Source organism: Dyadobacter sp. NIV53 (assembly GCF_019711195.1).
In the GTDB taxonomy this organism is placed as follows: Bacteria; Bacteroidota; Bacteroidia; order Cytophagales; family Spirosomataceae; genus Dyadobacter.
Genome location: NZ_CP081299.1, coordinates 6,480,286 through 6,505,619, shown reverse-complemented (window position 1 = coordinate 6,505,619; position 25,334 = coordinate 6,480,286). Strand labels below are relative to the sequence as shown.

Genomic DNA, 25,334 nt, shown 5'->3' with positions numbered 1-25,334 from the left:
ACACATTAACTTACACCGAAGCATTTAACCGGCGTTAGATTAAGTAATAGCTATATGGGTCTTTCGTATAGCAGGATGCAACCAGAATGATATTAAACTTTACTTTCATTTTATTGCTTTGGGAAATAAATGGCCATTCAGCCTGAATGAGCCATTAATTAGCCGTTTAATAAGTATCGTCGTCATAGAATAGAAAGTAATTGAAATAGCAAGAAAGTATCTATACTTTTAAATTGTAAAGCTAAAACACTCAACTTACATGAAAAAACTTTCTCTCTTGTCAGGAATCTTCCTGCTTAGTTCACTATGCTGCAATGCTAAAATCTGGCGTGTAAATAACAATAATGGAATTTTGGCAGATTTTACCACAGTACAGGCAGCACATGACGGAGCAAAATCCGGTGATACTTTACACCTGGAAGGTTCTCCTAATGATTATGGCAGCCTGAGTTCCACCAAGAAATTAGTAATAATAGGTCCGGGTTACTTTTTAGATCAAAATACCGGATTTCAGGCTATTACCTTGTCAGCTAAAATTCAGGGAATCAGTTACCAGGAAGGATCAGCGGGATCCGAAGTGATGGGTATTGATTTTTGGGGCGGGACTATTTCTGTCAGTTCCAATGACATTGTAATTAAAAGAAATAAATTTTCGTCCCCAAACGGAGCTGAACCGGATTGGGGGATTGGTTCAGTATATATTAGTTACGTTCAGAACAATGGCGCAATTGGTGCCAAAAACATTATCATATCACAGAACTACGGGCTTACCGTAAACGTGGCTTATCCTTCAACCGGAATTTTAATTACCAATAATTATATCACCGTTCCTCAATACTTTGGCGAAGAAACCGAAAATGTATGTTTAACTGCCAGCGCAAATGCAATATTGCTTGTTCAGAACAATATTTTCCGGCGCGGTAAAGTACTTACGTATAACAGCAGCGTTACCAATAACATTTTATTTGCCGGATTCTTTGATGGAGCAGGTAATCTGGTTGCTAATAACATTGGCTCCGGTACGCAATTTGGTACAACCAACGGAAATAAATCCAGCATTGACATGACCAAAGTTTTCGTGGCAACAGGTTCGTCAGATGCTAAATGGAAACTAAAATCAGGATCTCCTGCAATAGGAGCAGGATATGGCAGTACTACCGCTAATCCAATTGATTGTGGAATATTTGGTAGTTATTCTACATACAAACTCTCTGGCATTCCGCCCGTTCCGTCTATTTACTCATTTGAGAACCAACCAGTTGGCAGCACGAACGATCCGATTGATGTTACTTTAAAAGTAAGGTCAAACAACTGACAGTATTCCCGTTTCTGAAATTTTTATTCAACATGTAATTGCTGAACTGCAATTGTTATGACCAGACTTTTACGCCAATTCCTTACATTATTTGCGACATCTTTATGTCTTTGTTTTTTTCTTTTGCGATTAAGGCGCAACAGGTTTCAAAGATTGAATATTATATAGATGCGGACCCCGGTTTTGGCCGTGGTGTGAATGTACCGTTTAAATCAGAACTGGACGTAAGTACATCATTCCCGGTTGATATTAATACCTTTTCCTTTGGTTTTCATAACCTGTTCGTAAGGTCTTTTATAAAACCTTATCAGGAAAAATTAAATGATAACACCACCATTACCAGGGGTGGCTGGTCATTGACAGGTACACGCACTTTTTATAAGGAAAATTTAAGTTCTGACATTTCAGTAATTCCAAATATTATAAAAGGCGAGTATTTTATAGATACCGATCCGGGTATCGGTTCAGGAACCAATATTCCGTTGACACCCGGAACGGACCTGAATAAAGTTTCTTTTGCCTTTGACATTACTTCACTGGAACATGGTTTTCATACACTGCAAGTACGTTTTAAAGACAAAAATGGAAAATGGAGCTTAACACCTGCCCGCTCATTTTTTAAAGAAAACCTGATTCCCGGCTCCACATTACTGTCTAAGGTTGTAAAAGGAGAATATTTTATTGATACAGATCCCGGATTTGGGAAAGGAACCAATATTCCTGTTTCCCCATCGGCAGAACCCGGACAGATTTCCCTGGCAATTGATATTACCCCGTTTCCCACAGGTTTTCATAATATCTATGCCAGATTCAAGGATGATAACGGCTCCTGGAGCCAGACATCCCTTCGTACTTTTTACAAAGAAAATCTGAACCCGAATAGTACCGGACCAGAAAAAATTGTAAAGGGTGAGTACTTTTTAGATAGCGATCCCGGATTTGGGAAAGGAACTGCCATTGCTGTGACCGCCGGTACGGATGTAAACAACATTGCATTTCTAGCTGATATATCCGGTTCTGACGAGGGTTTTCATCAGTTACATATCCGTTTTAAAGATGCAAAAGGAAATTGGGGGCTGACAGCCGGCAGATCATTTTATAAAAATACTTTACCCGTTTCAGACACGTTATCCGAAATAAGCAGGGTAGAATATTTCATAGACAAAGATCCGGGCTTTGGAAAAGGCAAAAGAATCGCTATTACATCTGGTACTGATATTAAAAATATTGCTTTTGAAATAGAAGACAATACACTTTCATTGGGTGATCATTTAATTTTTATAAGGGCGCAGGATGAAAACGACAACTGGAGTATTGCACATTCAAACACCTTCAGAATAGAACCTCCTACCGGACTTTTCGTTACAATAGGGCAGATCAATAAAATCTTATGCACAGGAAGTTCTGTTTCGGTGCCCTTTACAGTAAACGGGAATTTTTCAGCAGATAATATTTTTACAGCACAGTTATCCGATATAAACGGGAGTTTCAGTTCTCCACGGGTAATTGGAACGTTATCAGGTACCAAATCAGGAACAATCGAAGCTGTGGTACCTCAAGTAACACCAGGGTCTGCATACAGGATCCGGATAATAGCCAGCAATCCTGAAAGGACCAGTGCTTCAAACAATACTGACTTAACCATCCGCGCCACGCCTCCGGCCTTCACCATTACGGGAGATACGTTGGTTTGCTTTGGCAGCAAACAATATGCTTTAAACAATTACGCCACAGATGTTGAGAAGTATGTGTGGTCACTTTCCGGGGGCGGCGCCCTTTCGGCAGATCAAAACCTGGCATCGGTCAATTGGAATGCAGAAGGTTCATTTGTACTCAAAGTGAAATATACCGGAGTATGTGCGGCGGATGATTCTGTTAAAACTTTAAAGGTCAAAGTCATTAATAGCCCGCTTACCGGAAATTTTCAAAATCTGCTTCCGGCCAATGGAAAAACCGATGTAAACCTGCCTTTGACTTTTTCGTGGTCTGCGGTAAAAGATGCGTCGTTATATGACCTTTATATATGGCCTGAAAATGAAACCAGGCCGGCAATACCGGTAATTAAAGATATTGCATCTACGAGCTATACAAGCAACGACCCATTCGTTATCGCAGATGAAAAAGTTTATAAATGGCAGGTTGTAGCCAGACGGGCATGTTATGAACTTGCGGGGCCGGTTTCTACCTTTGATACGAAACAAATACTGGCAGCCGAACAAACGATAGATTTTCCTGTGATTCCAGATCAATACCCGAATGGTACTCTGGTCGTTGGAGCCACAGCATCTTCGGGTTTACCGGTAACTTATACTATTACCACACAGCCATCTTCCGGCGTTGCAAGGTTGTCCGGTGATACAATCACTTTTACCGGCAGTGTTGGAAAAGTAAAGGTAAAAGCTTTTCAGGCTGGGAACGATTTTTTCAAACCTGCCCAGGCCGAGAGGATATTTGATGTTATAAAACGTAACCAGGAAATCTCTTTTGAACCAATCCCTCCTAAAACTTTTGGTGATGCACCTTTCAATCCGGATGCCACAGCATCGTCAGGATTACCAGTAGCATTCAGGATTATTTCCGGGCCAGCTACACTAAACGGAACCCTGGTTACATTAACGGCTGCAGGTACGGTTACCATAGAGGCTACGCAATCAGGGAACAACATATACAGTCCAGCTGCTGCCATTCGGCAAAGTTTCATTGTTTCTGCCGGGCATCCTGACCTGGCTGTAAAAAATGTTACTTCCGGTAAGTCAAGTGCGGGGCCAAATGAGGTGGTTAATGTTTCCTGGGATGTTTACAATGATGGCACGGCACCTTCACCAGCAGACTGGACCGAGCGGATCTATATACAATCCCCATCAGGCGAAAACAGGACGCAGATCAGGCAGGTTACTGTCTTTAATAATAGTACCCTGGCTACCGGAAAGCATATTTCACGAAGCGATACAGTTACTATTCCGGCCGAACTAAACGTCGGGAATCAGGCTGTTTTTGTAGTTGAATTAATTGCCGGCAGTTCGGTCCAGGAAGCACCCGGGACACAGGAAAATAATACCGGTATCCAGCAAACTGCATGGACAATCAAAAAAGTGCTTACCCTGTCGTTATCATCCAGCCAGATAACAGAAGGTTCTTCCAACGATATTTCAGCAACAGTTAACAGGACAGGTTCACTTGCCAATGCGCTAACTGTTTCTGTCAGCCTTAACAATGCATCCCGGTTTTCATTTCCGGCATCTGTAATAATTCCCGCCGGACAGGCTGGCGTTTCATTTACAATTGAGGCTCCGGATAACAGCACAGCAGAATCAACAGCAACGAGCGAGCTTAAAGTTTCGGCCTCAGGGTTTCAGGGAGCATCAGGTGAGATAACAGTTTTTGACAATGATCTGGCTTCATTGTCTGTCACCAATTTACCGGCGAGTGCCCTGGAAGGACAGACAGTAACATTTAAGGTACAAACCAGCCTGGCTCCCTCAAGCCCGCTTACGGTTTATTTTCAATCTGCTAATCCAGTAAGGTTTCCGGTTCCTGCCACGGTAATTATTCCTGCGGGGGCATTGAGTATTGATGTACCGGTTATTCTGGCCCAGGATGATATTCCCGAAATTGACCTCGCCGTTACATTTACAGCTGGTGCAGCAAATCACGAGCCTGTGACTAAGACGATCCTGGTGAAAGACGACGATTTACCGAATCTTGAACTTGTAATACAAACCAATACAATTTCAGAATCCGCCGGACTTCATGCCACCCAGGCAACTTTGCGAAGGACATCAACTGGCAAATCATTTGCTTTTACTGCCAATTTATCAGCAAGTATACCCAATACACTGGTCCTGCCGGAAACCATTTCCCTGGCAGCGGGTGAAAATGAAAAAACCTTTACGATCGGTGTCATTGATAATAACATAGCAGACGGTCAGCGCAAGGTGACTCTTACTGCTTCCATGTTTGTTTCTTCCTGCGGCTGCAATACACCACCGGCAAGTTCCGGCTCGGTTTCTGCGGATATTACCATTAATGATAACGATGGCCCGTCCCTTGCAGTTGACCGTAACGCAGCAAACATTTCCGGAAGGACTGCCTAATGCGGGGCTGTTAAGAATAACCAGAAACACACCCACTACAAACGCACTTTCCGTTACACTTTCATCGTCGGATCTCAGCGAAGCCACTGTTCCCCAAACTGCTGTAATACCGATCGGTAAAACCTTTATTGATATACCCGTTACAACATTGAATGATGGCGTTACGGACGGAAACCAGCAGGTATATTTCACGGTATCGGCGAGCGGTTTTTCGTCAGGATCTATCTGGGTGATGGTTACAGATTTGAACAAGCCGGATTTTGAAATCCCATTAGTGCAGTTAAGCAGCAATTCCGTACAGACAGGCACTTTATTTAACTATCAGGTGTCCATAAAAAATTCAGGATCTTCCAAAGCGCCTTCGGGAATATTGGTTCGCGGCTATTTGTCCAAAGATGATGTAATTGATAATTCTGATATTTTAGTTTCGGAAAATCTGCTCATGGAAGCTATAGATGCCGGACAAACGAAGATACTGATCAATGCGGCCAAAAGCCCTGATCTGTCAGGATCGTTTAAACTGCTTTTCTGGGTCAATCCGGATGCTGCACAAAACGAAATTCTGCTGACCAACAACGTTTCCAAGGCCATAGACTTCACTATTGAACCGGGCTTCCTGGCTAAAGCATCAGCTGCTGCGACATTTGTCCAGAAGGGCACGAACATCCCTATTACCGGTTCTGCAAGTAAAGCCGACGGGTCACCCGCTCCCAATTCTGAAGTAGAGGTATATGTAATTGTAAACGGAATAAGAAGGAATATTAAAGCTGTTACCGATGGCTCAGGTAAGTTTACTGTCCAGTTTACGCCACTTGCCGGAGAGGCCGGGCATTATATACTCGGAGCAAGCTTCCCGGGCATGAACCAGACTACCGAGCAGGACGCTTTTGATATCCTTGGTGTGAGCATCAATGACAACGTAATTCCCAAGTTTCAGGTCATCTTAAACGAACCTCTGACCGGATCATTAAAAATACAAAATCTTAGTAATAAATCACTTACGAATTTTACATTGGATCCGGTAACATTACCAGACGGATTAACAATGGAATTTGCTACTCTGGCTTCCCTTGCCGGAAATGCTTCGGTCAATCTTAGCTACACCATCAAGGGATCTGAACTATCCAATGGCAACAACTATCTGGAGGCCGGCCTGCAGGCAAAATCCGATGAGGGCCTTAACCAGAATTCAAAAATTTATTATTACTGCCAGGCAGCAAACGGGTACCTTGTTTCCAATGTATCCAGCATTCAGGCGAGTGTTTCCCAGAGTTCAGGAGAGCGGAAAGTTGAATTTTTGCTTGTCAATAAAGGGAAGGGAGCAACTGGTGAGATCAGCGTAAACCTGCCTGCTGTCAATTGGATGAAAAGCATTACTCCTAAAACCATATCTTCCCTTTCATTGGGAGACACAACCGTAGTAACGCTTAGTTTTCTCGCACTGGATGAAGTCCCGTTTGACTTTCCGGTCACTGGAAATATCGGGATTAACGCTGCAAACGGAAATTCTTTCACCATTCCCTTTATTTTCGAAAAAGTAGCAGAAGCTTCCGGAACAGCCCTGATTACGGTCTCAGACCAGTTTACCTATTATTCTGAGGGTGCGCCCAAAGTACAGGATGCCAAGGTTACCATCAAAAATTATTTTACCGGAGAAGTCTATGCCGAAGGCACTACCAATGCTGATGGTGTGTTTGAAGCCAAAGATATCCCTGAGGGCACTCACCGGATCACGGTCGAAAAAGAGCATCACCAGACTTACAATAATGTGCTGGAAATTAACCCGGGCCGCACAGTAGAACAGGATGTTTTCCTGAACTACCAGGCAATTACTTTCAACTGGACAGTGGTGCCTACAGCCATACAGGATGAATATGAGGTGGTCCTGGAATCCAAGTTCGAAACGAATGTACCAATACCCGTAGTGACCATCGAAATGCCCAAGACCATGCCCCAGCTGGCAGAGGGACAGGAATATCCTTTTAACATTACACTCACCAATCATGGGCTTATTACAGCTGAACAGGTAACGTTAATGCTGCCTACGACAGACCCACAATACGAATTTGTGACTAATTATGTAACAGCCGACCTCCTTGCCCAGCAGAGCATCCAGGTTCCGGCTGTTATGAGAAGAAAAAATGGGCTGACAGGTGGCCGGACAATGGCAACAGCAGAAGATCTGCCTTGTTCTGATTACGTAGTAGTGATGTATACCTACAAATGTAATCTTGCTACTGGTTTGTGGGAGCAGAATCCGGCGACGTTCACTTACCAGGGTCGTTCCTGTCCGGGAAATGGAGGTGAAATACCCACTCCCTGGTGGACCGGATCGTCTGCCACAGGATACCCGATTGGGGTGCCCCCATGCTTTATCGGCTGCGATGGCCCCTCATCAGGTGGCGCCAGTAATATTCCAACCGTTGAAGCTGCAAAAACCAGCTGTGTTGCATGTATTGCAGACATTGCCGGAGCAGTGCTTGGCTGCATTCCTGGTGCCGATTTACCTAGTTTACTGGTGTGTGTAGGAGGTGTAGCACTGGATGGAGCGAATCACAAAAAAGGGGCGGGACTTGCTGACTGTGCACTTGAAGGTGTTATAGGAAAAATTGGCGGTCTAGTTCCGGGTGGTGCACAATTACTTTGTATAAGAGGAATATTAAAAGCTATTGAGACCTGTTCGAATACGCAAGTAGCAGGTGGCGGCAGATTGAATGGCATGCAAAGTGCACTGCGAACTTCGGAAGATTTGCCTAGTGCGGCACTTACTGAGATATCAGGAAATCTTAAGGTTGTCCTGAAGGGTTATACTTCATTTTCGGCCTGGATGTCAGAGTATTTTGGCGATATGATCACGGAAGAAGGCCTGACAGTTCTTTTTCCTTTGGTAAAAAAATACCTTAACGATCTTACCCCTATTCCGGTAAATGTTCAGAACGATATCCTAACTGCAATGGAAGGATACGAAATAGAACAAACTACCCTTTCAGCCTTCTTCGTACGCTGGAACAAATCGCTGGAAGCTTTAAGCAAAGGTGTACAGGCTCCTAATTCAGAATATCCAAACATTATCAACTGGAATCTGGTCGATAATTATGTTGATTCCCTGATTAACGCGCACAACTATTCTGTCGAGAAAGAATATCAGACAATTGATGACATGCATAGCAAGTCGATTGCGGCGCTCAACGAAATCATTGACGGTCAGAATGAAGGTGTATGTGCTTCGGTAGTTGTCCAGTTTAACCAAAAGGTGACCATGACACGGGAGGCATTCGAAGGAACACTGGAGATCAGTAACGGGCATCCTACTGACGCAATGAAGACCATCTCGGTCAACCTTATGATCACTGACGAAGAAGGTACGCCGAGTAACGGGCTTTTTGAGATCCAGACCAAAAGCCTGACCAATTTATCCGACGTGACCGGTACGGGGGAAATAGGAGCCCAGGAAAAGGGATCAGTCAAATTCCTGTTCATCCCCGAAATTGGTGCGGCTCCACAAGCACCGAAATTATACAAATTCGGCGGATCGATTACCTATTGGGACCCTTATGCAGAAAAGGTTATCACCCTGCCATTATCAGCTGTATCTATCACCGTGAATCCAAGCCCTAATCTGATGCTGCATTATTTCATGCAAAGGAATATTCTGGGAGACGATGCACTTACTTCACCTGAGATTGAGCCTACGATACCGGCAGAACTGGCTGTGATGGTTGAAAACAAAGGTTACGGGCCGGCTGTGAACATGACAATCTCTTCAGCCCAGCCAAAAATTGTGGATAATGAAAAAGGGCTGGCTATTAATTTCAGCCTGATAGGTTCCAATTTTCAGGGACAGGCAAAACAGCTTGGGATCACCAATATAAATTTTGGTACCATTCCCGGTCTGCAGACACGTATAGGACAGTGGTATTTTACGAGTTCCCTCCTGGGCAAATTTGTCAGCTACGATGCCAAAGTTGTTCATTCCAATAGTTTCGGAAATCCGGAACTCAGCCTGATACAAGGTGTGAAATTACACGAGCTTACCAAAAGCATCCAACTCTACGGCGGTTTAAAAGACGGCATCAACGATTTCCTGGTGAACGACGTCTTTGATATTGCCGACAGGCCGGATATCATTTATTTCTCCCAGGGCAACAGGACGGCCAAGGTGAATGCTGCTGCTAGCGGAAGTTTCAGTGCCCCCGTATCACCTCCATCGTTTACCAATACACTTACCGTCACACCGGCAGATACAGGTTTCAATTATATCAAACTTGACGACCCGGGCAACAGGCTTTACGAATTGGTCAGCGTAACACGTGGTGATGGACAGGCAATACCACTGGATAATGCGTGGCTTACTTTCGTTACCCTGCCTGTGAGCAGGTCCCCGGTTTATGAAAATAAATTCCATTTTGTTGATCACTTCGGTTCAAAAGGAGCCACAAATTATACTGTCATTTGGAAACCTGTCAATACAGATGTACCACGGATTGACAGCATTGCGGGTGCTCCGGCCGAAGTGGTATCGGAGCAGGTGAAGCATCTTAAGGTTTATTTCAATAAAGGGATTGACGCCTCGACCTTCACCTATAAAGACCTGAACCTAACTTTGCAAGGCGGAGCGAATATCATAAATTCATCTGTCATTATCACCCAGCTGGACTCTGCAACCTTCGATGTAGACCTGTCTGCTGTTACTACCGGCAATGGATTTTTCAATTTTACCGCACAAGCTGCGGAAATCACCGATATTTATGGTACTTCTGGCCTGAGCGGAAAACAGGTCACCTGGTCACAGTTCCTGAATACACCAATCGTTCAGGCATTTGAAGGTCTGCCAGCTGACCGGTTTGCCCAGTCTTACAGCAGCGTTGGTATTTACTTTAACCTGCCCATCGAAGTGGCAACCGTAACACCTGCCCGGTTTACAATTTATAAAGACAAGGTCCTGCAATCCGGCAGTCTGAAGATCGATTCCGTCAGCAGCGATCACAGGTTGTTCAGTTTGTCGGGACTGGATAAAATCCTTACACAAAGCGGTGTTTATGAACTGCGGGTAGACATGCTGAACATAAGTTCTGAAACAAAGGTAAAAGGCAAGCAGGTCCAGTCCGTATTCCTGACCGTAGATAATACCGGCCCTACCCTCACCCGTATAGAAAAGTCGGATGAAGGCGCAATAGATCCGCTGCATGTTGCATTTATAAAACTCCGTTTCAATGAAGGAGTTTCAGGGCTGAATACATCCGCATTCAGTCTTACAAGAAACGGGGAAGCGATACCGATCCGATTTACGCAGCTGGCCTTTGTGGATTCCAGGAACTGGGTGGCTGGTAATTTCGGTATGCAGACTTACCCTGACGGAGATTATGTGTTTTCAGTTAACCTCGAAAATGTTGTCGATAGCAGTGGAAACATAGGCAGCGGCACCAAACAACTTTCATGGAAAGTAAACCATCAATCTACGATCACCATTTCCAATGTGACCATTAGTCCGGACCTTGGGTTTTCTTCAACAGATGGCTATACTTCCGGGCAGTCTCTGACAGTCGGATACCGTCTGAATGAAAATGCATCACAGGTTACAATTTCACAGATTGACCCAAGTGGTGAAGTGGTGTTGTCCAACACGTCAGCTGTTGCTGCCGGTAACCGGACGGCTGCTATCAATATTTCAGGAGGGGGTGAATTGAAGATCAGAATAACCGCGACAGCAGCCGTTGGCGGGGCGGTAATGGCAGAAAAAGCGCTTTATATTGATCAGTTACCGCTTCTTGCATACTGGAAGTTGGCACCGGGACAGATCCTGAAAACGCAGATCAGCAGCATTCCGCTTGCTTTTTCATCAAAACTGCTTAATACCGCCAAACTCCTGGAAGGCATCCAGCTGAGGAAGGATGGTGTTCTGATACCATCGTCCGGATTGGGTTTTGAAACGGTCAATGATTCATTGTACAAGATCAAGGGCATCAACAATATCAGTAATACGGCCGGAACTTACCAGATCACTTTCAATATTCAGAATGTAAGCAAATACAGCAGCGGTAAAACAAACCCGGGAAATGTTTCTGTATCCTGGACTGTCGAGTCAGCCAACAAGGCACCTTTGGCAAATGCCGGAACCGACATCAGTGTGACCAAAACCGGGACCATAAAACTAAATGGCACGGCATCCTCTGACCCGGACTCCGATGCACTTACATATAGCTGGGTAGCTCCGGAAGGAATTATATTAAGCGATACAACGGCTGTTTCACCTTCCTTCACCATGACAGAAGCCGATCGTGGAAAAACGTATTCTTTCATGCTGATTGTAAGCGACGGGACATTGTTCAGTACAGATGTGGTTGTGGTGAAGTTCGTATCGGGCGAAGTTACGTTCAGTGGTTTGCAGGATGCCTATTGCCATAATTCATCTTCGCAAAAACTCACAGGAATTCCGTCCGGCGGTGTTTTCAGCGGGCCGGGAGTCGTTGGGAATATCTTCAACCCATCTCTGGCCGGAACCGGTACGCACATCATCAGTTATAAACTGAGTGGCCAGACTGCGACCCGGTCTACAACCGTCAATGCTATTCCCGGACTGGGCAAGGACAGTACGATTGCAATAAAATGTGCAAACGAAAAGGTGGACCTGACGGTACTTTTCAGTAATATGGATTTTACTAAAGTCTGGAATACAGACAAACCCGAAGAAGCGGGAGCAGGAATTTATAAGCTCGTCGCTACAAATCCCGCAGGCTGTACTGACACGCTGATAGTTACCGTAAAGCAAAAAATCGCAATCTGGAAAGGACAAACCAGTTCGAATTGGTCTAACCCTAAAAACTGGGATATCATGCAAATTCCTGATCAGGAAACTACCGTCATTTTCCCGGCTAATGCCCCACGATGCGACTTGATTTCAACTGCAAGTATCGCTTCTATCAGAATGGAAAAAGGATCGGAACTGACATTGTCCGCAACCGCCAAACTCGTTGTTCTGGGAGGTTGTGATCCTGAAACAGTAACCGACATCAGTGGTACAATACGCAATAAAGGAGGTATTTTCGAAAACCATGCTGCCTGGAACAGTTCATCAGACGGAAAGTATGCCGGTAGTGGGAACGGTGTATCAGGTCATTATGGACCAAGTGTGGCAACCTTTACGAATCGTGGAGAATATAATACATCAAGCGGGCATAAAGATGTTTTCAAAGGTCCAGGTACGGCGGGTGGCACACAGGAAATTACCGGTTCGCGGCGTCCTCATTTCTTTGATGCCGACTTTGTAAATGGTACCGGCAGCCTGATAAAGATTACGAATACTGAAGGTATAGTCATTGCGGGAAACCTGAATTTCGAGAACGGCATTACCTCTACCCTTAGAAATCTTACGGAGAAAGGTTCTGTTTTGTTTGAAGAAAGTGCAGGTTATTCCAATAGTAATAAGGACTCCCAGCATGTCAACGGGTATGTGACCAAAGTTGGCAACCAACCATTTACCTTTCCGGTAGGCAGCGGTACAGATAGCCGGCCGGTCAAAATCAGTGCCCCGGAACCAGCAACTGCAAAAATAAGTATGGCGTGGATACCTGGAGATCCGTCTGAAACACAAGACCCTTCTGATGCCAGCCCATTCCATCCGGTAACGGATTTTCTGGCCCCGCTTTCTTCAGTGTCCAAGGTTGGGCAGTGGGACTGGATAAGTATTACTGATCAGACAAATCCAATTACTGTTACGGTTTCCATTCCTGACGTATCCGGTTTTGCAGCTGCTGAAAATCTTCGGCTTGCAGGATGGGACGGCAAACAATGGATCGACCTCAGCGGGCAAAAATCTGCTTCTTCTGTAACAGAAAACAGTATGCTGACAGGAACTATTCCAGTCGGAAAAGTCATTACCGCACTTGGGATTGGACAGACAGAAGCACCCACCGCAAGTATCAGGATCAATGCAGGAGGAAAAGAGTTTGATGCCTCAGCCAACCGGCACTTCATTGCGGATCGGTACTATGGAGGCACCGACCGTGTTGTGGCTATTCCGGAATGGGATATCAAAAATACAGAAGATGATGAACTCTACCGGGCAGAACGATCGTCGACAGCCTTCAATTATACAATCCCGGTCAGGAATGGTAAAGTCCGCGTTGTACTGCATTTTGCTGAGCTGTTTTGGGGAATCAGAGGCCGCGGAGGTGCAGAAGGACTCAGAAAACGTTTGTTTAATGTCGATATTGAAGAGCAGCGTTTCCTGAGTAACTATGATATCTATTCAGAAACCGGCGGTTCACTGCGTGCAGTCAGGAAAACATTTACCGTGGAGGTAAAGGACGGCTTTGTAAATATTGACTTCTCAAAGGGTAATGCCGATTTACCAACCATTTGCGCCATTGAGGTAATACCTGTTGAACAGGAGCTGCTTTCACCCATAGAAGATGCCTACATAAGGAACGGTGAATCAAAACTGGAAAACTTCGGGTTATATACGACCCTGGAAACAAAGAGATCCGAATTTACCGATTTTAACCGGCGTACCTACCTGAAATTCTCACTGGCCGATGTATCCAAAATCGGCTCGGCACGGATCCGTTTATACGGACAGAATATTCAAAACGATAACATGATCACCATTGCAGCACGCAGCCTGGCCAATGATTCGTGGACTGAAACGGGTATCAACTGGGAAAATGCCCCGTCAGTACCAGGCCATCTTATGGATACGGTACGCATTTCAAGTACATTACAGTATTACGAAATGGATGTAACCGAATTTGTGCTTTCCGAAATGAAGGGCGACAAGATGGCGAGTTTTATCATTTACAATGTCCAGAACGACCGTGCTGTGTTCCATAGCCGTGAAAATGAAGAGTTCCCACCACAACTGATCATCGAAAATGTGGAGGAACATGATCACAGCAACATCAGGCAGGGCATCACTGAAACTGTGGAGGAAGCACCATCAAATACGACTTCTTATGTTTACCCGAACCCGGTAAAGAACACATTCCAGGTTAAACTGTCATCCCGGCATAAAGGTAACGTAAGCCTGCGGCTGATGTCTTCACCTGGCAATACTATCATTTCCCGCAAAGTACCGCAGTCAGCAACCAGCAATACACTTAAATTTGATACCTCGTCATTACACCTGAACGCAGGCTTGTATTTGCTTGAAATACAATCATCTGCATACAGTGAAGTAATAAAGCTCGCTGTTGAGTGATTAATTTAATTGTATAGCATATTAAAAATGTCCGCTTCTTCCGAATCATCTGAACCAGGAAAAGCGGACATTTTCAAAAAACACATTCGACACGATTATTTCTTTCATGGCATACATGAGCTGGTTTCATACTTGTACCGGAAAATTGATTACAGACGTACTTTTTTTAAATGTAAGTACCCGCTTCCATCCCACTCTATTCCATTCCAACCAATTTATTTTCCGTTTGGCAGCCAGCAATCTTGGTTCTACCTGCCGTAATAGATAAATTTATAAGGATTCTTATCAAAATATCTGATCATGAAAGTTTTCATAATTGAAGATGAAGATCTTGCGGTTCGGAAACTAGCCAGACTGTTACATGAGATCGATCCATCTATTTCTATTGCAGGTACGGCACCTAGCGTCAGGGCCTCTATAGCATGGCTTGAAACAAACTCCGCTGGTAAACCTTTGGCCCCGGACCTGATCCTGATGGACATTGAGCTTGCAGATGGCCAGAGCTTTGAGATTTTTGAAAAGACTGCCGTAACTGCTCCGGTTATTTTTACAACTTCGTACGATGAATTCGCTTTGCGTGCATTCAAGGTCAACAGTATTGATTATCTTCTTAAGCCGGTTAAACGGCATGAATTAGAAGCAAGTCTGGAAAAGCACAGCAGACTAAATAACAGTTCCGCTGAGAAGATACCTGCCATGGCAATCGACGCCCTGGTTCAGCAACTCCGGCAACGTATTGCGCCCACTGAATACAGAAGACGTTTTCTTGTCCGGCATCTTTCTCAATGGGTGCCTGTGGAAACAGGCGAGATTGCTTATTTTAATTCCGAAGCGGGCGTAACGTTGTTTTACACCTGGTCAAAACAGAAATTCACCCTGGATTACACGCTCGACGAACTGGATACCATGCTTGACCCGGCTCAGTTTTTTCGAGCAAACCGGCAGTATATCGTTAATATTCGCTCCGTTCAGCAAATCCATCCTTACTTTAACAATAAACTCAAACTGGCTCTCAAACCCGAAACGGAAGATGAGGTGCTTATCAGCCGTGAGCGCGCAACTGATTTTAAAAAATGGATGGGCAAATAGCTGGAATCAGTGGAATAGTAACTATGAATTGCCCTTGTTGCTCCGTAATCCCGGGCAATTCCTTTTGCAGTATCCTATATTTATCAAGGATATCATCCAACCCCGCTGGATTAGTAACAACTACATTTTGTTTTCGCTGCACATTATTGCAAACCAACAAATGCCCGTTACTATCGGTTGAAATGGTTATGACCAATGGCTGTTCGGGCAAAACAATATTTTGTATAAATGCATTTTCTACCAGTAATTGAATGGTAAGCGGCGGAAGCTGGCAAGCCTCATATTTTTGGTCAATCCGGATAACCAACTGTAAGCCATCTCCGAGACGGGTTTTTAATAAATGGTAATATGATTTGATGAAATCCATTTCGCTGGCCAATGCGATCAGCTGGAACTCGCTGCATCTCAGCAGATATCTATACACCGCACCAAGTTCTTCCAGGAAAACCCTCGCGCGCACAGCATCCTCTTCAATGAGCGAATCCAGCACATTCAGGTTGTTAAAAAAGAAGTGCGGGTTGATTTGTTGTTTTAATGCGTCGAGCTGGCTTTGCAGATTGGCCATCCGAAGTCTTTCCGTTTCCTGTTCAGACAGCGTAGGACTTTTTTTCCTGGATAAATACATCTTTCTAAAAAACATTATTTCGCAAATCATTTACAAGATATTAGAATTCGTAATTACCTGCATCTTCAAGGCTGTTCCAAGAGTTAAGTCAGCAATAGGATACCAAAACCGGGTCTCAAGGTTATATCGATCATTGATAAAAAAAATCATTTGTTCGATGAAGCGTAAAAAGCCATGGATCAAACAGCTTTCCAGGCCAATGAAACGGCTGACTGTTATTTGATAAACCAGTTATTTTTACGAAAATAAAGCCTGTTAAATTTATCTGTTGGGAAAGATATTTGTAACAAATGACTTAAAATTTAACCTTTGACTTCTTTCCCCGAATATGTATTTTTGGTAAGCAAATTCTGGCTCGCCCCGATATGAAGTTCATCACCTATTCACGTTACGATAAGCTCCTGCAAGCCATTGTTCTGCCCATAGTTATAGCGGGCTTCAACTGGATTCTGATTGGTGATCCATATCTCAAAAACTTATCTACCTTCTGGATCGCGACTTTTCTGACACTTTTCTTTTCATTTGGCAACTGGCTGGCCAACAACTTTATATCAATAAAGCTTGACCAGAAATATCCTGGCCTGTCCACCTACATGCGCAGGGCCTTCTGGCGCTATGGAAGCTGCGCATTAAGCTCCTGTCTGATTTATACGGCACTTTTCACTGTGTACACGCTGATCGGGTTGCCCAATTTCGAGCCTGATTTATCCAGGCTGGCCCTGGCTTTGCTGTTTATTTCACTGCTTGTTCTGGTCGTAGTTTTTGTTTACGAAGGCATTCACAATTTCGCCCGTTGGGAGCAATCCCGCCAGGAAGTTGAAGCACTCAGCAAGGCCCAGCTTCAGGCACAACTGGATGCGCTGCGCCAGCAGGTCAACCCTCATTTTCTTTTCAACAGCCTTAATTCCCTGATCTCATTAATCTCGGAAGATCCCCGGCAAGCCGAAAATTTTGCCGAAGAATTGAGTTCCGTTTATCGTTACCTGCTTCGGAGCAATGAATCGCCTTTGACTACACTTTCCAGTGAACTTGAATTCATCCGCTCGTATTTTGAGCTTCTTAAAACACGTCACGGGGCTTCATTAAAAGTAGAAATTGATATTGACCCCGTACAGGAATCATTGAAGCTTCCTCCTCTCACACTGCAATTATTGATTGAAAATGCTGTAAAACACAACATAATCCTTCCTGAACAGCCACTTACAATCTGGCTGGCGACTGATGAAAAACACCGTCTGGTTGTTAGTAATAATCTTCAGCGCAAGACGAGCAGAATACTTTCAAACGGCGTTGGACTGAGCAATATACTGACCAAATATCAGGTCCTTGGACAAGCTGCCCCTACCGTCGAAGACGATGGCATGTACTTCCGTGTGAAGCTGCCGTTATTATAGGAACAGCCTTTGTATAACTGCTTTTGTCTGCGAAATCTTTATTTATATGCAATTAAAGCGCTGCTTGGGCCCGTTAAGGCAAGTTTCACAGTGGACTGAAAACCTGCTTCGATGGCCCATTCGTTGAAGTCGGCATGGGTGTAGTCAAAACCACCTTCCGTTTCGATCAGCATATTCAAAGACATCAGCAACCCAAACGTATTCTCCCGGCGGTTATCGTCAATGATATTTTCAACCACAATCAGCACACCGTTTTCCGGTAGTGCCACGAAGGCTTTGCGGATTAGCATCTTTTTGACGTCCAGGTTCCAGTCGTGAAGGATGTTTCCCATTGTAATCACCTCTGCACCTGGAAAAGGTTCTGACATAAAATCCAATGTACCGGCTTCTATCTGCCGTGAAAGGCCCTGCCGCGCTATATGCTGTACCGCAATCGGTGCCACCGGCGGCATATCAACCGACAAACATTGAATGTAAGGATGGAGGCGTGCTACGCATACTGACAACAAGCCGTTGGCGCCACCGATATCGCAGAGCGAATTGTAGCTGCCAAAATCGAAAGCATTGGCAAGTGCCATAAAGTTGCCTGCCTGCGCACCTGCCATGCCGTCCATAAACTGCTCCAAAACAGCCGGTTGCTCATAGATGGCCTCAAATGCAGACTTGCCGGTCTGTTTCACCTCGTTTTGAGGCAGGCCTGTGCGGAGGGCTTCTTCAAGGCTACCCCAGAAAGGATAAAGACGGTCGTTTGCCATTTCAAGGAGCCCACCTATATAGGCTGGCGAAGTTTGAACCAGAAAAAGTCTGGTTTCCAGCGTGTTACAGTACCTGCATCCGGCTCCGTTTCCAGTACGGTTCAGCATGCCCAGCGAGACAAGTGTATCAAAAAAATCGGCGCTGCTTCGTGTATGAAGACCAAGCCTCATACGAAGCTCATCATTGCTCAGTGATCCGTCTCCGATTTCGGTGAACAAGTTGAGTTTTACAGCAGTGAGCAGGGTTTTGGATGCCCAGAAGCCCATGCCGATCTGCATAATGCCTGCTGGCGAGGTAAGAGTTTTTGGGGTAATTTCAAGTGTTTCCATGGCTTTTGATTTTTGTGGCTGGTTGCCGGTTTTGGTTACGAATGATATGTTCTTTTAGAATAAAATTTAATTTGAATCAAAAATAGGAGCGAAAGTAATTGGTTAAAACAGGTATTCTGATGAAACGGAATAAGCGTCCGATGAAACGGATTTTGCTTACACCAGGCTATGAAAGGGGAAAGTTGCGGGCCTGCGACGTATTACTGCGCAGAACTTTACGTACTAAGATATTTGTAAATTGTCCCTAATCCCTTTATCAGCCTGAAACGCAATACCAGTCTGTACGGTACAGGACCACCTATACTTTGCCCGGTAAATACCAGGCAATGAAACCGGTTTTATTCAATTCCGGATCCTTAGTGAAATTGGAATTACCAGCTGACTATGATCTTGCGGATACAATGATTGTATTTGTCCGCAATGAAAAGTTCTCCTTTGCTATTGACGGCCAGCCCATAGTAACCATGTGTCGTGCCAGTGCTGCTGTTTACATAGTCGTTTTGTCCGATGTATCTTGACAGGTTAAACAGATAATTGTCCCTTGTGACCACATCCAGCTGTTTACCGCTATCGGTTATCAGGTACAATTGTCCGCTGCCTGTATGGAAGTGAGCCATGGTTGGGTACCACACTTTAGCATTGGCTAACGGGCCTTCCACGGTTCCCGCGCCCCCAATCTGCAGATAGGTTGACACATCCCCACCTGAGGTAACGCGGCGCACCCGATGGTTCATCCGGTCGGGCACAAATACATTTCCGGCATCGTCCAGCGTAAGATCGTCAAATGCACAGAATTGGGCTGCTTTTCCATGTCCGTCTGCATAAAAGCAGTTTGTCTGGCCAGGCAAATGCTGACCCGCCAGGGTAGTCACCATGCCGGTTTTAAGATTCACTTTTCTGACACAATAATTTCCGGCATCAGCCACAAATAAATTTCCCTTGTTGTCCATGGCAATCCCGCCTGGCCTGTTAAATTTAGCAGTAACTAGCGGCCCATCTTCATAACCGCGAAGGCCTGCTCCGCCACTAAGGCGTTTCACAATTCCGTTTGCATCAATACGAAAAATACCGTTGGGGACACTGGTTTGGTCACCACTTTCAATTACATAGATCGTTTTGCCATCTGCCGGATCAATACAGATGTCCGTAATGGCGCTCAGCCCTTTGGCAAAAGTTGTCACATTTCCCTGCGCATCTATCTTACGGACAACACTGCCACCCACATACCCGTAAAGCTGATCAATCACATACAGATTATCCTGTTTGTCAAACACCATCTGGCCCGGATATAAAAACCTGGCAGCTGTACCTTTGCCATCTGCGTACCCTTTCCTGGTGTCTGTTCCGGCAAATGTTTTAACACTTACCGTTAGCCGGTGACTGGTTACACGCTCTGCCGTCATCTCGCCGGTTTGGGGTATTGTACAGGCTGTCATTACGACAAAAAAAATGACGGATACTAGTGTACGTAAACTGGATACAAACCATAAAGCAGGGCTGATTAATAGCAGACTGTCCATGGTATCTTGGCGGCGTTTCCTGAATTTTACTGTCATTGTATTTTAGTTTATGGCTAACAGATGAACCCGGGCAATCGTCGCCCGGCTTAACAAAATTGCCTCTGTCATCAGAATTTTTCAATACGGAGAATTACAGGACGTAAGAAAACATCCATGAAGTGATTAAAAGCAGCTATGAGAAACTCACTGTTGCCTGGCAAGGACATTCCCAGCCATTATTTTTTCCAACTTACGCTTGTACAGCTTTTGGATTGGCAGCCCGCTTGTGTTACTTTAATCCGTTGCGGTATGATCCCGTTCGTTTTGATTAAACAGGTTACAAAAAGGTAATTTGATCCATAGGTCTTTTAGCAATTACTCGCTAACTGCTTACACCCTGTAGACATAACCGCTATTTGTTCATCAAGATAATATCTGGAAAATACAGCATAAAAAATGTTAAACTATACCAAATAACTTATCTTCTAATAAACGTAATCCCCAACTTACCTTGCAGTTTTAATAGGGAAAATTTTTAGTACGGGTAAAATCATTTTCTTATTCGTTTCGTAATGATTTCACCGGGTTCATCAGGGCCGCTTTCACACTCTGAAAACTCACCGTTAGAAGCGCAACAACTATGGTTGCCAAAAGTGCCAGCAGAAATATGACGGGACTAAGAGAAATTTTGTACTCAAAATTCTTCAGCCAGCCGTTCATCACCCACCACGCAACGGGCGTTGACAGTAAAAAAGCAATGCCGATCAATTGCATAAATTCCCGGTTGAACAGCCACAGAATGCTGCCCACACTGGCCCCTAATACTTTACGAACACCAACTTCCCTGGTTCGTTGCACGACCATAAACAAAACAAGTCCGTACAAGCCCATACAGCCAATGAGCAAGGCAATCCCGGTAAAAAAGTTGATAAGCCTGGCCATCGTCTGCTCCTGCTGGTAAGCCTGCTGAATCTGGTCATCTACAAACGCTGTTTCAAAAAAGTTATCAGTATACACCTGGTTGTAGACCTTCTCCAACTGGCTCAATGCACTGCTGTAGTTGGCAGAACGCAGCTGTATATTGGCGGAATAAAAGCCGCTGGCCAACGTGGTCAGAAACAGCGGGTTAATCTGCTGTTTGAGGTTCAGCTGATTGTAATCTTTTAAAACACCGACAATTTCCAGCGGTGCAAAACCTGCTTTATACAAGTACTTGCCCACCACGTCTGCCGGCCGGGTAAAACCCAGCCGTTGCATGAATGTCTCATTAATGAGCGCTTCGCGGGCCGTGTCGGAGGGTTGCAGGTTGCGTCCGGCCACTAATTTCAGACCATACAAGCCCACATAATTGGCATCAATCCAGGTCTGTTGCGGTCCAAATGGTTCCTGTTCAGGGCGTGTGTCGAAGCGGACGCTGGTTTGGCTGTTCCAGCCTGACTGGGGAGGTCCGCTCATCGAGTAGCTGAACTTACTTACATCAGGCAAAGCGGAAGCCATGTTACGGAATGCACGCATTTTACTGAGGTCCTGAGCCGGCAGATTTGGCAGGCTTACAGTCAGGATAGCCTCCTTTCTGAATCCCAGATCCTTTGTCTGCATGTAGCTGAGCTGATTGGCCACTACAATCAAACCTATAATAAGCATTTGTGAAATTGCGAACTGCGTCACAACCAGTCCCCGTCTAAGGGAAAAACCACCCGACTGCTGTGTTGTAAGCCGTCCCGCTAATGCTACTACCGGACGGAAACCTGCTACTACCAACGAGGGATACAGACCAGCCAATAAAATGACAACTGCCACCAGAAGTGCTAACCATACCAATACTGATGGTGAAAAGTAAAATGTAAACCGGAAAGGTCCATGCAGATAAGTGTGTGCAAGCGTCTGACCATATTGAAATATTACAATCGCCAAGGCCAGGGCTGCCAGTACAATAAGCATGGTTTCACCCATGAATTGCCAGAATAGCTGCGTTTTTGTACTGCCCAGTACTTTGCGTACACCAACCTCCCGTGCCCGGTTGAGCGCCTGTGCGGTCGCCAGGTTTACAAAATTGATACTTGCCGTACCGATCAGAAGCAGACCAATCAAGATTAGCGAAAGCAACAACCCCTTGCTTACACCCCCGTACTCTGTGGATAAATGCATTGTTCGGAAGGGCACGGCAGGATAAGAAGTTTCTTTAATTTTTCGGGAATTATTTTTTTTGACGAATGCTGGCAACTGCCTGCTCCAGTCGGAAACCGTGAAGTGGTCATTGAACAAAGCAAAACAGTGGGTGCTGCCGTTGGTGTTGTCAAAGGGCTGATCCTCGGGCCGGGCATTGAGCTGTTCTTTTAGTGAGCTCCATGAGGCCATGATCGAGTAGGCCAGATCGGTATCATCCCTGTAGTCAGCAAACACACCTACCACGCGGGAAGGAATGCGGGCATCGAGTTTTACAATACGGCCGATGACGTTGGTTGCAGTGCCGAAACATTTTCGGGCCATATCAGCGCTCATCACAACAGTGCCGGGTTGACTAAGATCGTCTGGCCCCCCAGCCAGCCAGGTGTAATCGAAAATGCGGAAATAGGCCGGTTCAACAAACGCTCCTTTATCATGTTTGTCCTTAATTTTTTTATCAGCCTGGTTCAGGACAGGCACTGTTACCAATGGCCCATACCACTCATCCAGCATCGCAATGCGTTCAATCCCGGGGTAATCGTTGCGGACTGCCTGGCCTAATGGATAAGGTATGCCCTGAATATTGAACTCGCCGGAGGACGAGGTAAACCGTGAGGTGAATTGATAAATCCGGTCGTAATTATGGTGGTGACGGTCGGTCTGGTAGTGAAACCGGACAAGCGCAAAAATCAGCAGCGCACAGCCTATACCCAGTGCCAGCCCTGTTATATTAATGAAAGCATAAGTGCCGTTTTTACTAAGGTTACGCCAGGCAATTTTAAGGTAGTTTCGTAGCATATTTCTCAATCGTGGTGCATGGAACAGGACATCCCTAACCGCATTAGTTCAATTTTTATACCAGGAAACAAAAACCTTTATTACAATGATTAAAGAGCTAGTCGGTTAGGGAATTTGTACGATTCCGGACAATTAATGTCCGAAATTGCATATCTGTTTACTACCGAAACAGGTTGACATTCAATCCTGTTTGGTTCAAATTTTATGGTCAAAAGAAACAGCCCATCGTAAGAATTGTATTGGATAATATGCTGGTTTAAATGAGAGCAGCATTATAAATAAAGGCTATGATTTACTAATTTACACTGAACCAAAATCCACCGGAAACTTTAAATTGCGGGTATTATCTGGAAATAAATCTCGAAATATTTGTTGGAATGAATTTATTAAAGACAATCCACTACAACCGGGATCAATAAGAAAGCTCAATTAATGCTGACCGCACTTCATTAGGCATTTTAAAATAGTAAAAAAATCAGAACGGATGGCAACTATAAAATCTCATTTAAACTCACCCACCCTATCCCCTGCCTTTATTTTCAGTTGATTTGAATATTCCCTTAATTTGTAATCAAATACATTTCATCAAAAAAATTTAATGAGGCATTCAACACACCCCCGCCTATTCTTATTTGTTCTGTTCCTGTCATTATTCCTAAATCGCCATTCTAATGCCCAGACTGGTAAAGCCACTAACCCAGGTATCCGTTTTTTACCAGGCGATTTCCAAAATGCAATTGAAAAGGCCAAAGTAGTACATAAACCTTTGTTCGTTGAGATTTACCTGAATGGCTGTCCTCATTGTGAGGCTCTTGCACCCGTATTATCAGAAAAAGCAGTTGGCGATTTTTATAACGCTAATTTCGTAAGCTGGAAAGCAGAGGTGAATTCAAAGGAATCAGCTGCGTTTCAAAAAGCGAAAGGTGTTACTTATCCTGAATTCCCAATCCTGTTTTTCTTTGACTCTAATGGCGATCTGATCCATCTCTCCAATCCTGCTGATCGGCCTACCAGACAAAAGTTCATAGAGGAAATACTGTTGGTAGGTAAAATTGCTCTTGATCCTCTGAAAAGGACCGGCAGCTATTCGGCAAGGTTCGCAGGTGGTGACCGTGACCTGATGTTTTTGATCAATTACGGAAAGCATTGCAAGACTATTAAGGATGAGAATAAATTGAACGAAATCAATGAAGCTCTGGCCAAATCGCTCATTACCCCACAAGATAAGACCAGTCAGGCTGGATTTTATGTATTGCAGAGACTTATTAACGACTACGAAAACCCTTTATCCGTTTACTTCTTCTCTCATTTGAATGAGTTCAAATCCAGGTATCCCGCAAAGGACGTTAAGGAAGCTGGTGAAGCGATCTTATATCATTCATTATATGGTTCAAAAGCCGACAGCTTCAGCGTCAATGAGATCATCCGAATGCGTAAAAGCATGGAAGACCTCGGCGTTTCGCCACAGGACGCTTCTGCCAGGTTACTATTAAAGGAACTGGACGCATATATGCGGGACAAAAATACGAGCGGAGCAGTAAAACGTTTTAATGAATACAGAATCACCGCTCCTTCTCTCGGTACCGCTGACTATGCCTATTTAATGAAATATTTCAACGAAAAGTCAACTGACACTTCCTATTTAACCGAAATCCCAGTTTGGGCGTCGGAAGGAATCTGTCTTGCGAAACCAGAAGAGCTAAATTCCAAACAAATGGCCGGCCTGTATTATGAACTGGCAGAAGCTTATGGCATAATGGGGCAAAAACAAGTAGCCTTAAAAAATGCAGAACAGGCGTTGGGAATCGCCCGTACTGCTAAGGAGGACTTGAAACGTTATGAAGACCAGATTGAAAAGTTGAAGTGAGTTTTTCATAAATGAGTTCCGAAATTTTCATTACAAAGGTTTCCAGCGATGAAAAACACATCAGTTATTAAAATACTGGTTAACGTTAAACCAAATCAGCATAGCTCAATTAAAAATCTATTACCTTTCATAAATTGACAAAACCCTTTTTTAATTTTCATCCAAACAAACTGAAATAGCCGCCTTTTACTGGTGAAGGATTTTAT

10 protein-coding genes are annotated in these 25,334 nt (G+C 44.5%); 6 read left to right on the top strand and 4 right to left on the bottom strand.

Features of this window, described 5'->3' with window-relative positions; genetic code table 11:
• The first annotated feature begins 259 nt into the window (after positions 1–259).
• The 4 genes from KZC02_RS26630 (at position 260) to KZC02_RS26615 (ending at position 15,694) form a co-directional block, all read left to right on the top strand.
• On the top strand, positions 260–1,315 hold the full coding sequence (locus tag KZC02_RS26630; protein WP_221391439.1) for a hypothetical protein: 1,056 nt from the start codon (positions 260–262) through the stop codon (positions 1,313–1,315).
• Between the two features lie 104 nt (positions 1,316–1,419).
• Entirely contained in the window at positions 1,420–5,409 is a 3,990-nt protein-coding gene (locus KZC02_RS26625) for a hypothetical protein (protein WP_221391438.1), read from the top strand.
• On the top strand, positions 5,351–14,605 hold the full coding sequence (locus KZC02_RS26620; protein WP_221391437.1) for a malectin domain-containing carbohydrate-binding protein: 9,255 nt from the start codon (positions 5,351–5,353) through the stop codon (positions 14,603–14,605). The genes KZC02_RS26625 and KZC02_RS26620 overlap by 59 nt, the downstream gene beginning before the upstream one ends.
• Positions 14,606–14,905: 300 nt before the next feature.
• A complete protein-coding gene (locus KZC02_RS26615; RefSeq protein WP_221391436.1) occupies positions 14,906–15,694 on the top strand; it encodes a LytTR family DNA-binding domain-containing protein in 789 nt (262 codons plus the stop codon).
• On the opposite strand, the gene KZC02_RS26610 is transcribed toward KZC02_RS26615, so the two are convergent.
• On the bottom strand, positions 15,672–16,349 hold the full coding sequence (locus tag KZC02_RS26610) for a sensor histidine kinase (protein WP_221391435.1): 678 nt from the start codon (positions 16,347–16,349) through the stop codon (positions 15,672–15,674). The two genes, KZC02_RS26615 and KZC02_RS26610, sit on opposite strands and share 23 nt — an antisense overlap.
• A 335-nt stretch (positions 16,350–16,684) precedes the next feature.
• On the opposite strand from KZC02_RS26610, the gene KZC02_RS26605 reads away from it, so the two are divergent.
• The gene (locus KZC02_RS26605; RefSeq protein WP_221391434.1) at positions 16,685–17,713 is read left to right on the top strand and encodes a sensor histidine kinase; all 1,029 of its coding nucleotides are present in this window, start codon (positions 16,685–16,687) and stop codon (positions 17,711–17,713) included.
• 38 nt (positions 17,714–17,751) lie between these two features.
• Here the strand turns inward: KZC02_RS26605 and KZC02_RS26600 are convergent, their stop codons facing one another.
• The 3 genes from KZC02_RS26600 to KZC02_RS26590 all read right to left on the bottom strand — a co-directional run bounded on the left by KZC02_RS26600 (position 17,752) and on the right by KZC02_RS26590 (position 23,261).
• On the bottom strand, positions 17,752–18,747 hold the full coding sequence (locus KZC02_RS26600; RefSeq protein WP_255637510.1) for an acetylserotonin O-methyltransferase: 996 nt from the start codon (positions 18,745–18,747) through the stop codon (positions 17,752–17,754).
• Between the two features lie 422 nt (positions 18,748–19,169).
• A complete protein-coding gene (locus KZC02_RS26595; RefSeq protein WP_229253824.1) occupies positions 19,170–20,354 on the bottom strand; it encodes an SMP-30/gluconolactonase/LRE family protein in 1,185 nt (394 codons plus the stop codon).
• Positions 20,355–20,855: 501 nt separating this feature from the next.
• Positions 20,856–23,261: an ABC transporter permease gene (locus KZC02_RS26590; protein WP_221391432.1), complete on the bottom strand. Its 2,406-nt coding sequence runs from the start codon at positions 23,259–23,261 to the stop codon at positions 20,856–20,858.
• A gap of 598 nt (positions 23,262–23,859) precedes the next feature.
• On the opposite strand from KZC02_RS26590, the gene KZC02_RS26585 reads away from it, so the two are divergent.
• Positions 23,860–25,128, top strand: a complete 1,269-nt coding sequence (locus KZC02_RS26585) for a thioredoxin family protein (protein ID WP_221391431.1) — start codon at positions 23,860–23,862, stop codon at positions 25,126–25,128.
• Positions 25,129–25,334: the final 206 nt, after the last annotated feature.

Coding starts and splice junctions, on each gene's coding strand:
- KZC02_RS26630 (WP_221391439.1), top strand. CDS start 260: ATGAAAAAACTTTCTCTCTTGTCAGGAATCTTCCTGCTTAGTTCACTA.
- KZC02_RS26620 (WP_221391437.1), top strand. CDS start 5,351: ATGGCCCGTCCCTTGCAGTTGACCGTAACGCAGCAAACATTTCCGGAA.
- KZC02_RS26625 (WP_221391438.1), top strand. CDS start 1,420: ATGTCTTTGTTTTTTTCTTTTGCGATTAAGGCGCAACAGGTTTCAAAG.
- KZC02_RS26585 (WP_221391431.1), top strand. CDS start 23,860: ATGAGGCATTCAACACACCCCCGCCTATTCTTATTTGTTCTGTTCCTG.
- KZC02_RS26610 (WP_221391435.1), bottom strand. CDS start 16,349: ATGATTTGCGAAATAATGTTTTTTAGAAAGATGTATTTATCCAGGAAA.
- KZC02_RS26600 (WP_255637510.1), bottom strand. CDS start 18,747: ATGCAGATCGGCATGGGCTTCTGGGCATCCAAAACCCTGCTCACTGCT.
- KZC02_RS26605 (WP_221391434.1), top strand. CDS start 16,685: ATGAAGTTCATCACCTATTCACGTTACGATAAGCTCCTGCAAGCCATT.
- KZC02_RS26590 (WP_221391432.1), bottom strand. CDS start 23,261: ATGCTACGAAACTACCTTAAAATTGCCTGGCGTAACCTTAGTAAAAAC.
- KZC02_RS26615 (WP_221391436.1), top strand. CDS start 14,906: ATGAAAGTTTTCATAATTGAAGATGAAGATCTTGCGGTTCGGAAACTA.
- KZC02_RS26595 (WP_229253824.1), bottom strand. CDS start 20,354: ATGACAGTAAAATTCAGGAAACGCCGCCAAGATACCATGGACAGTCTG.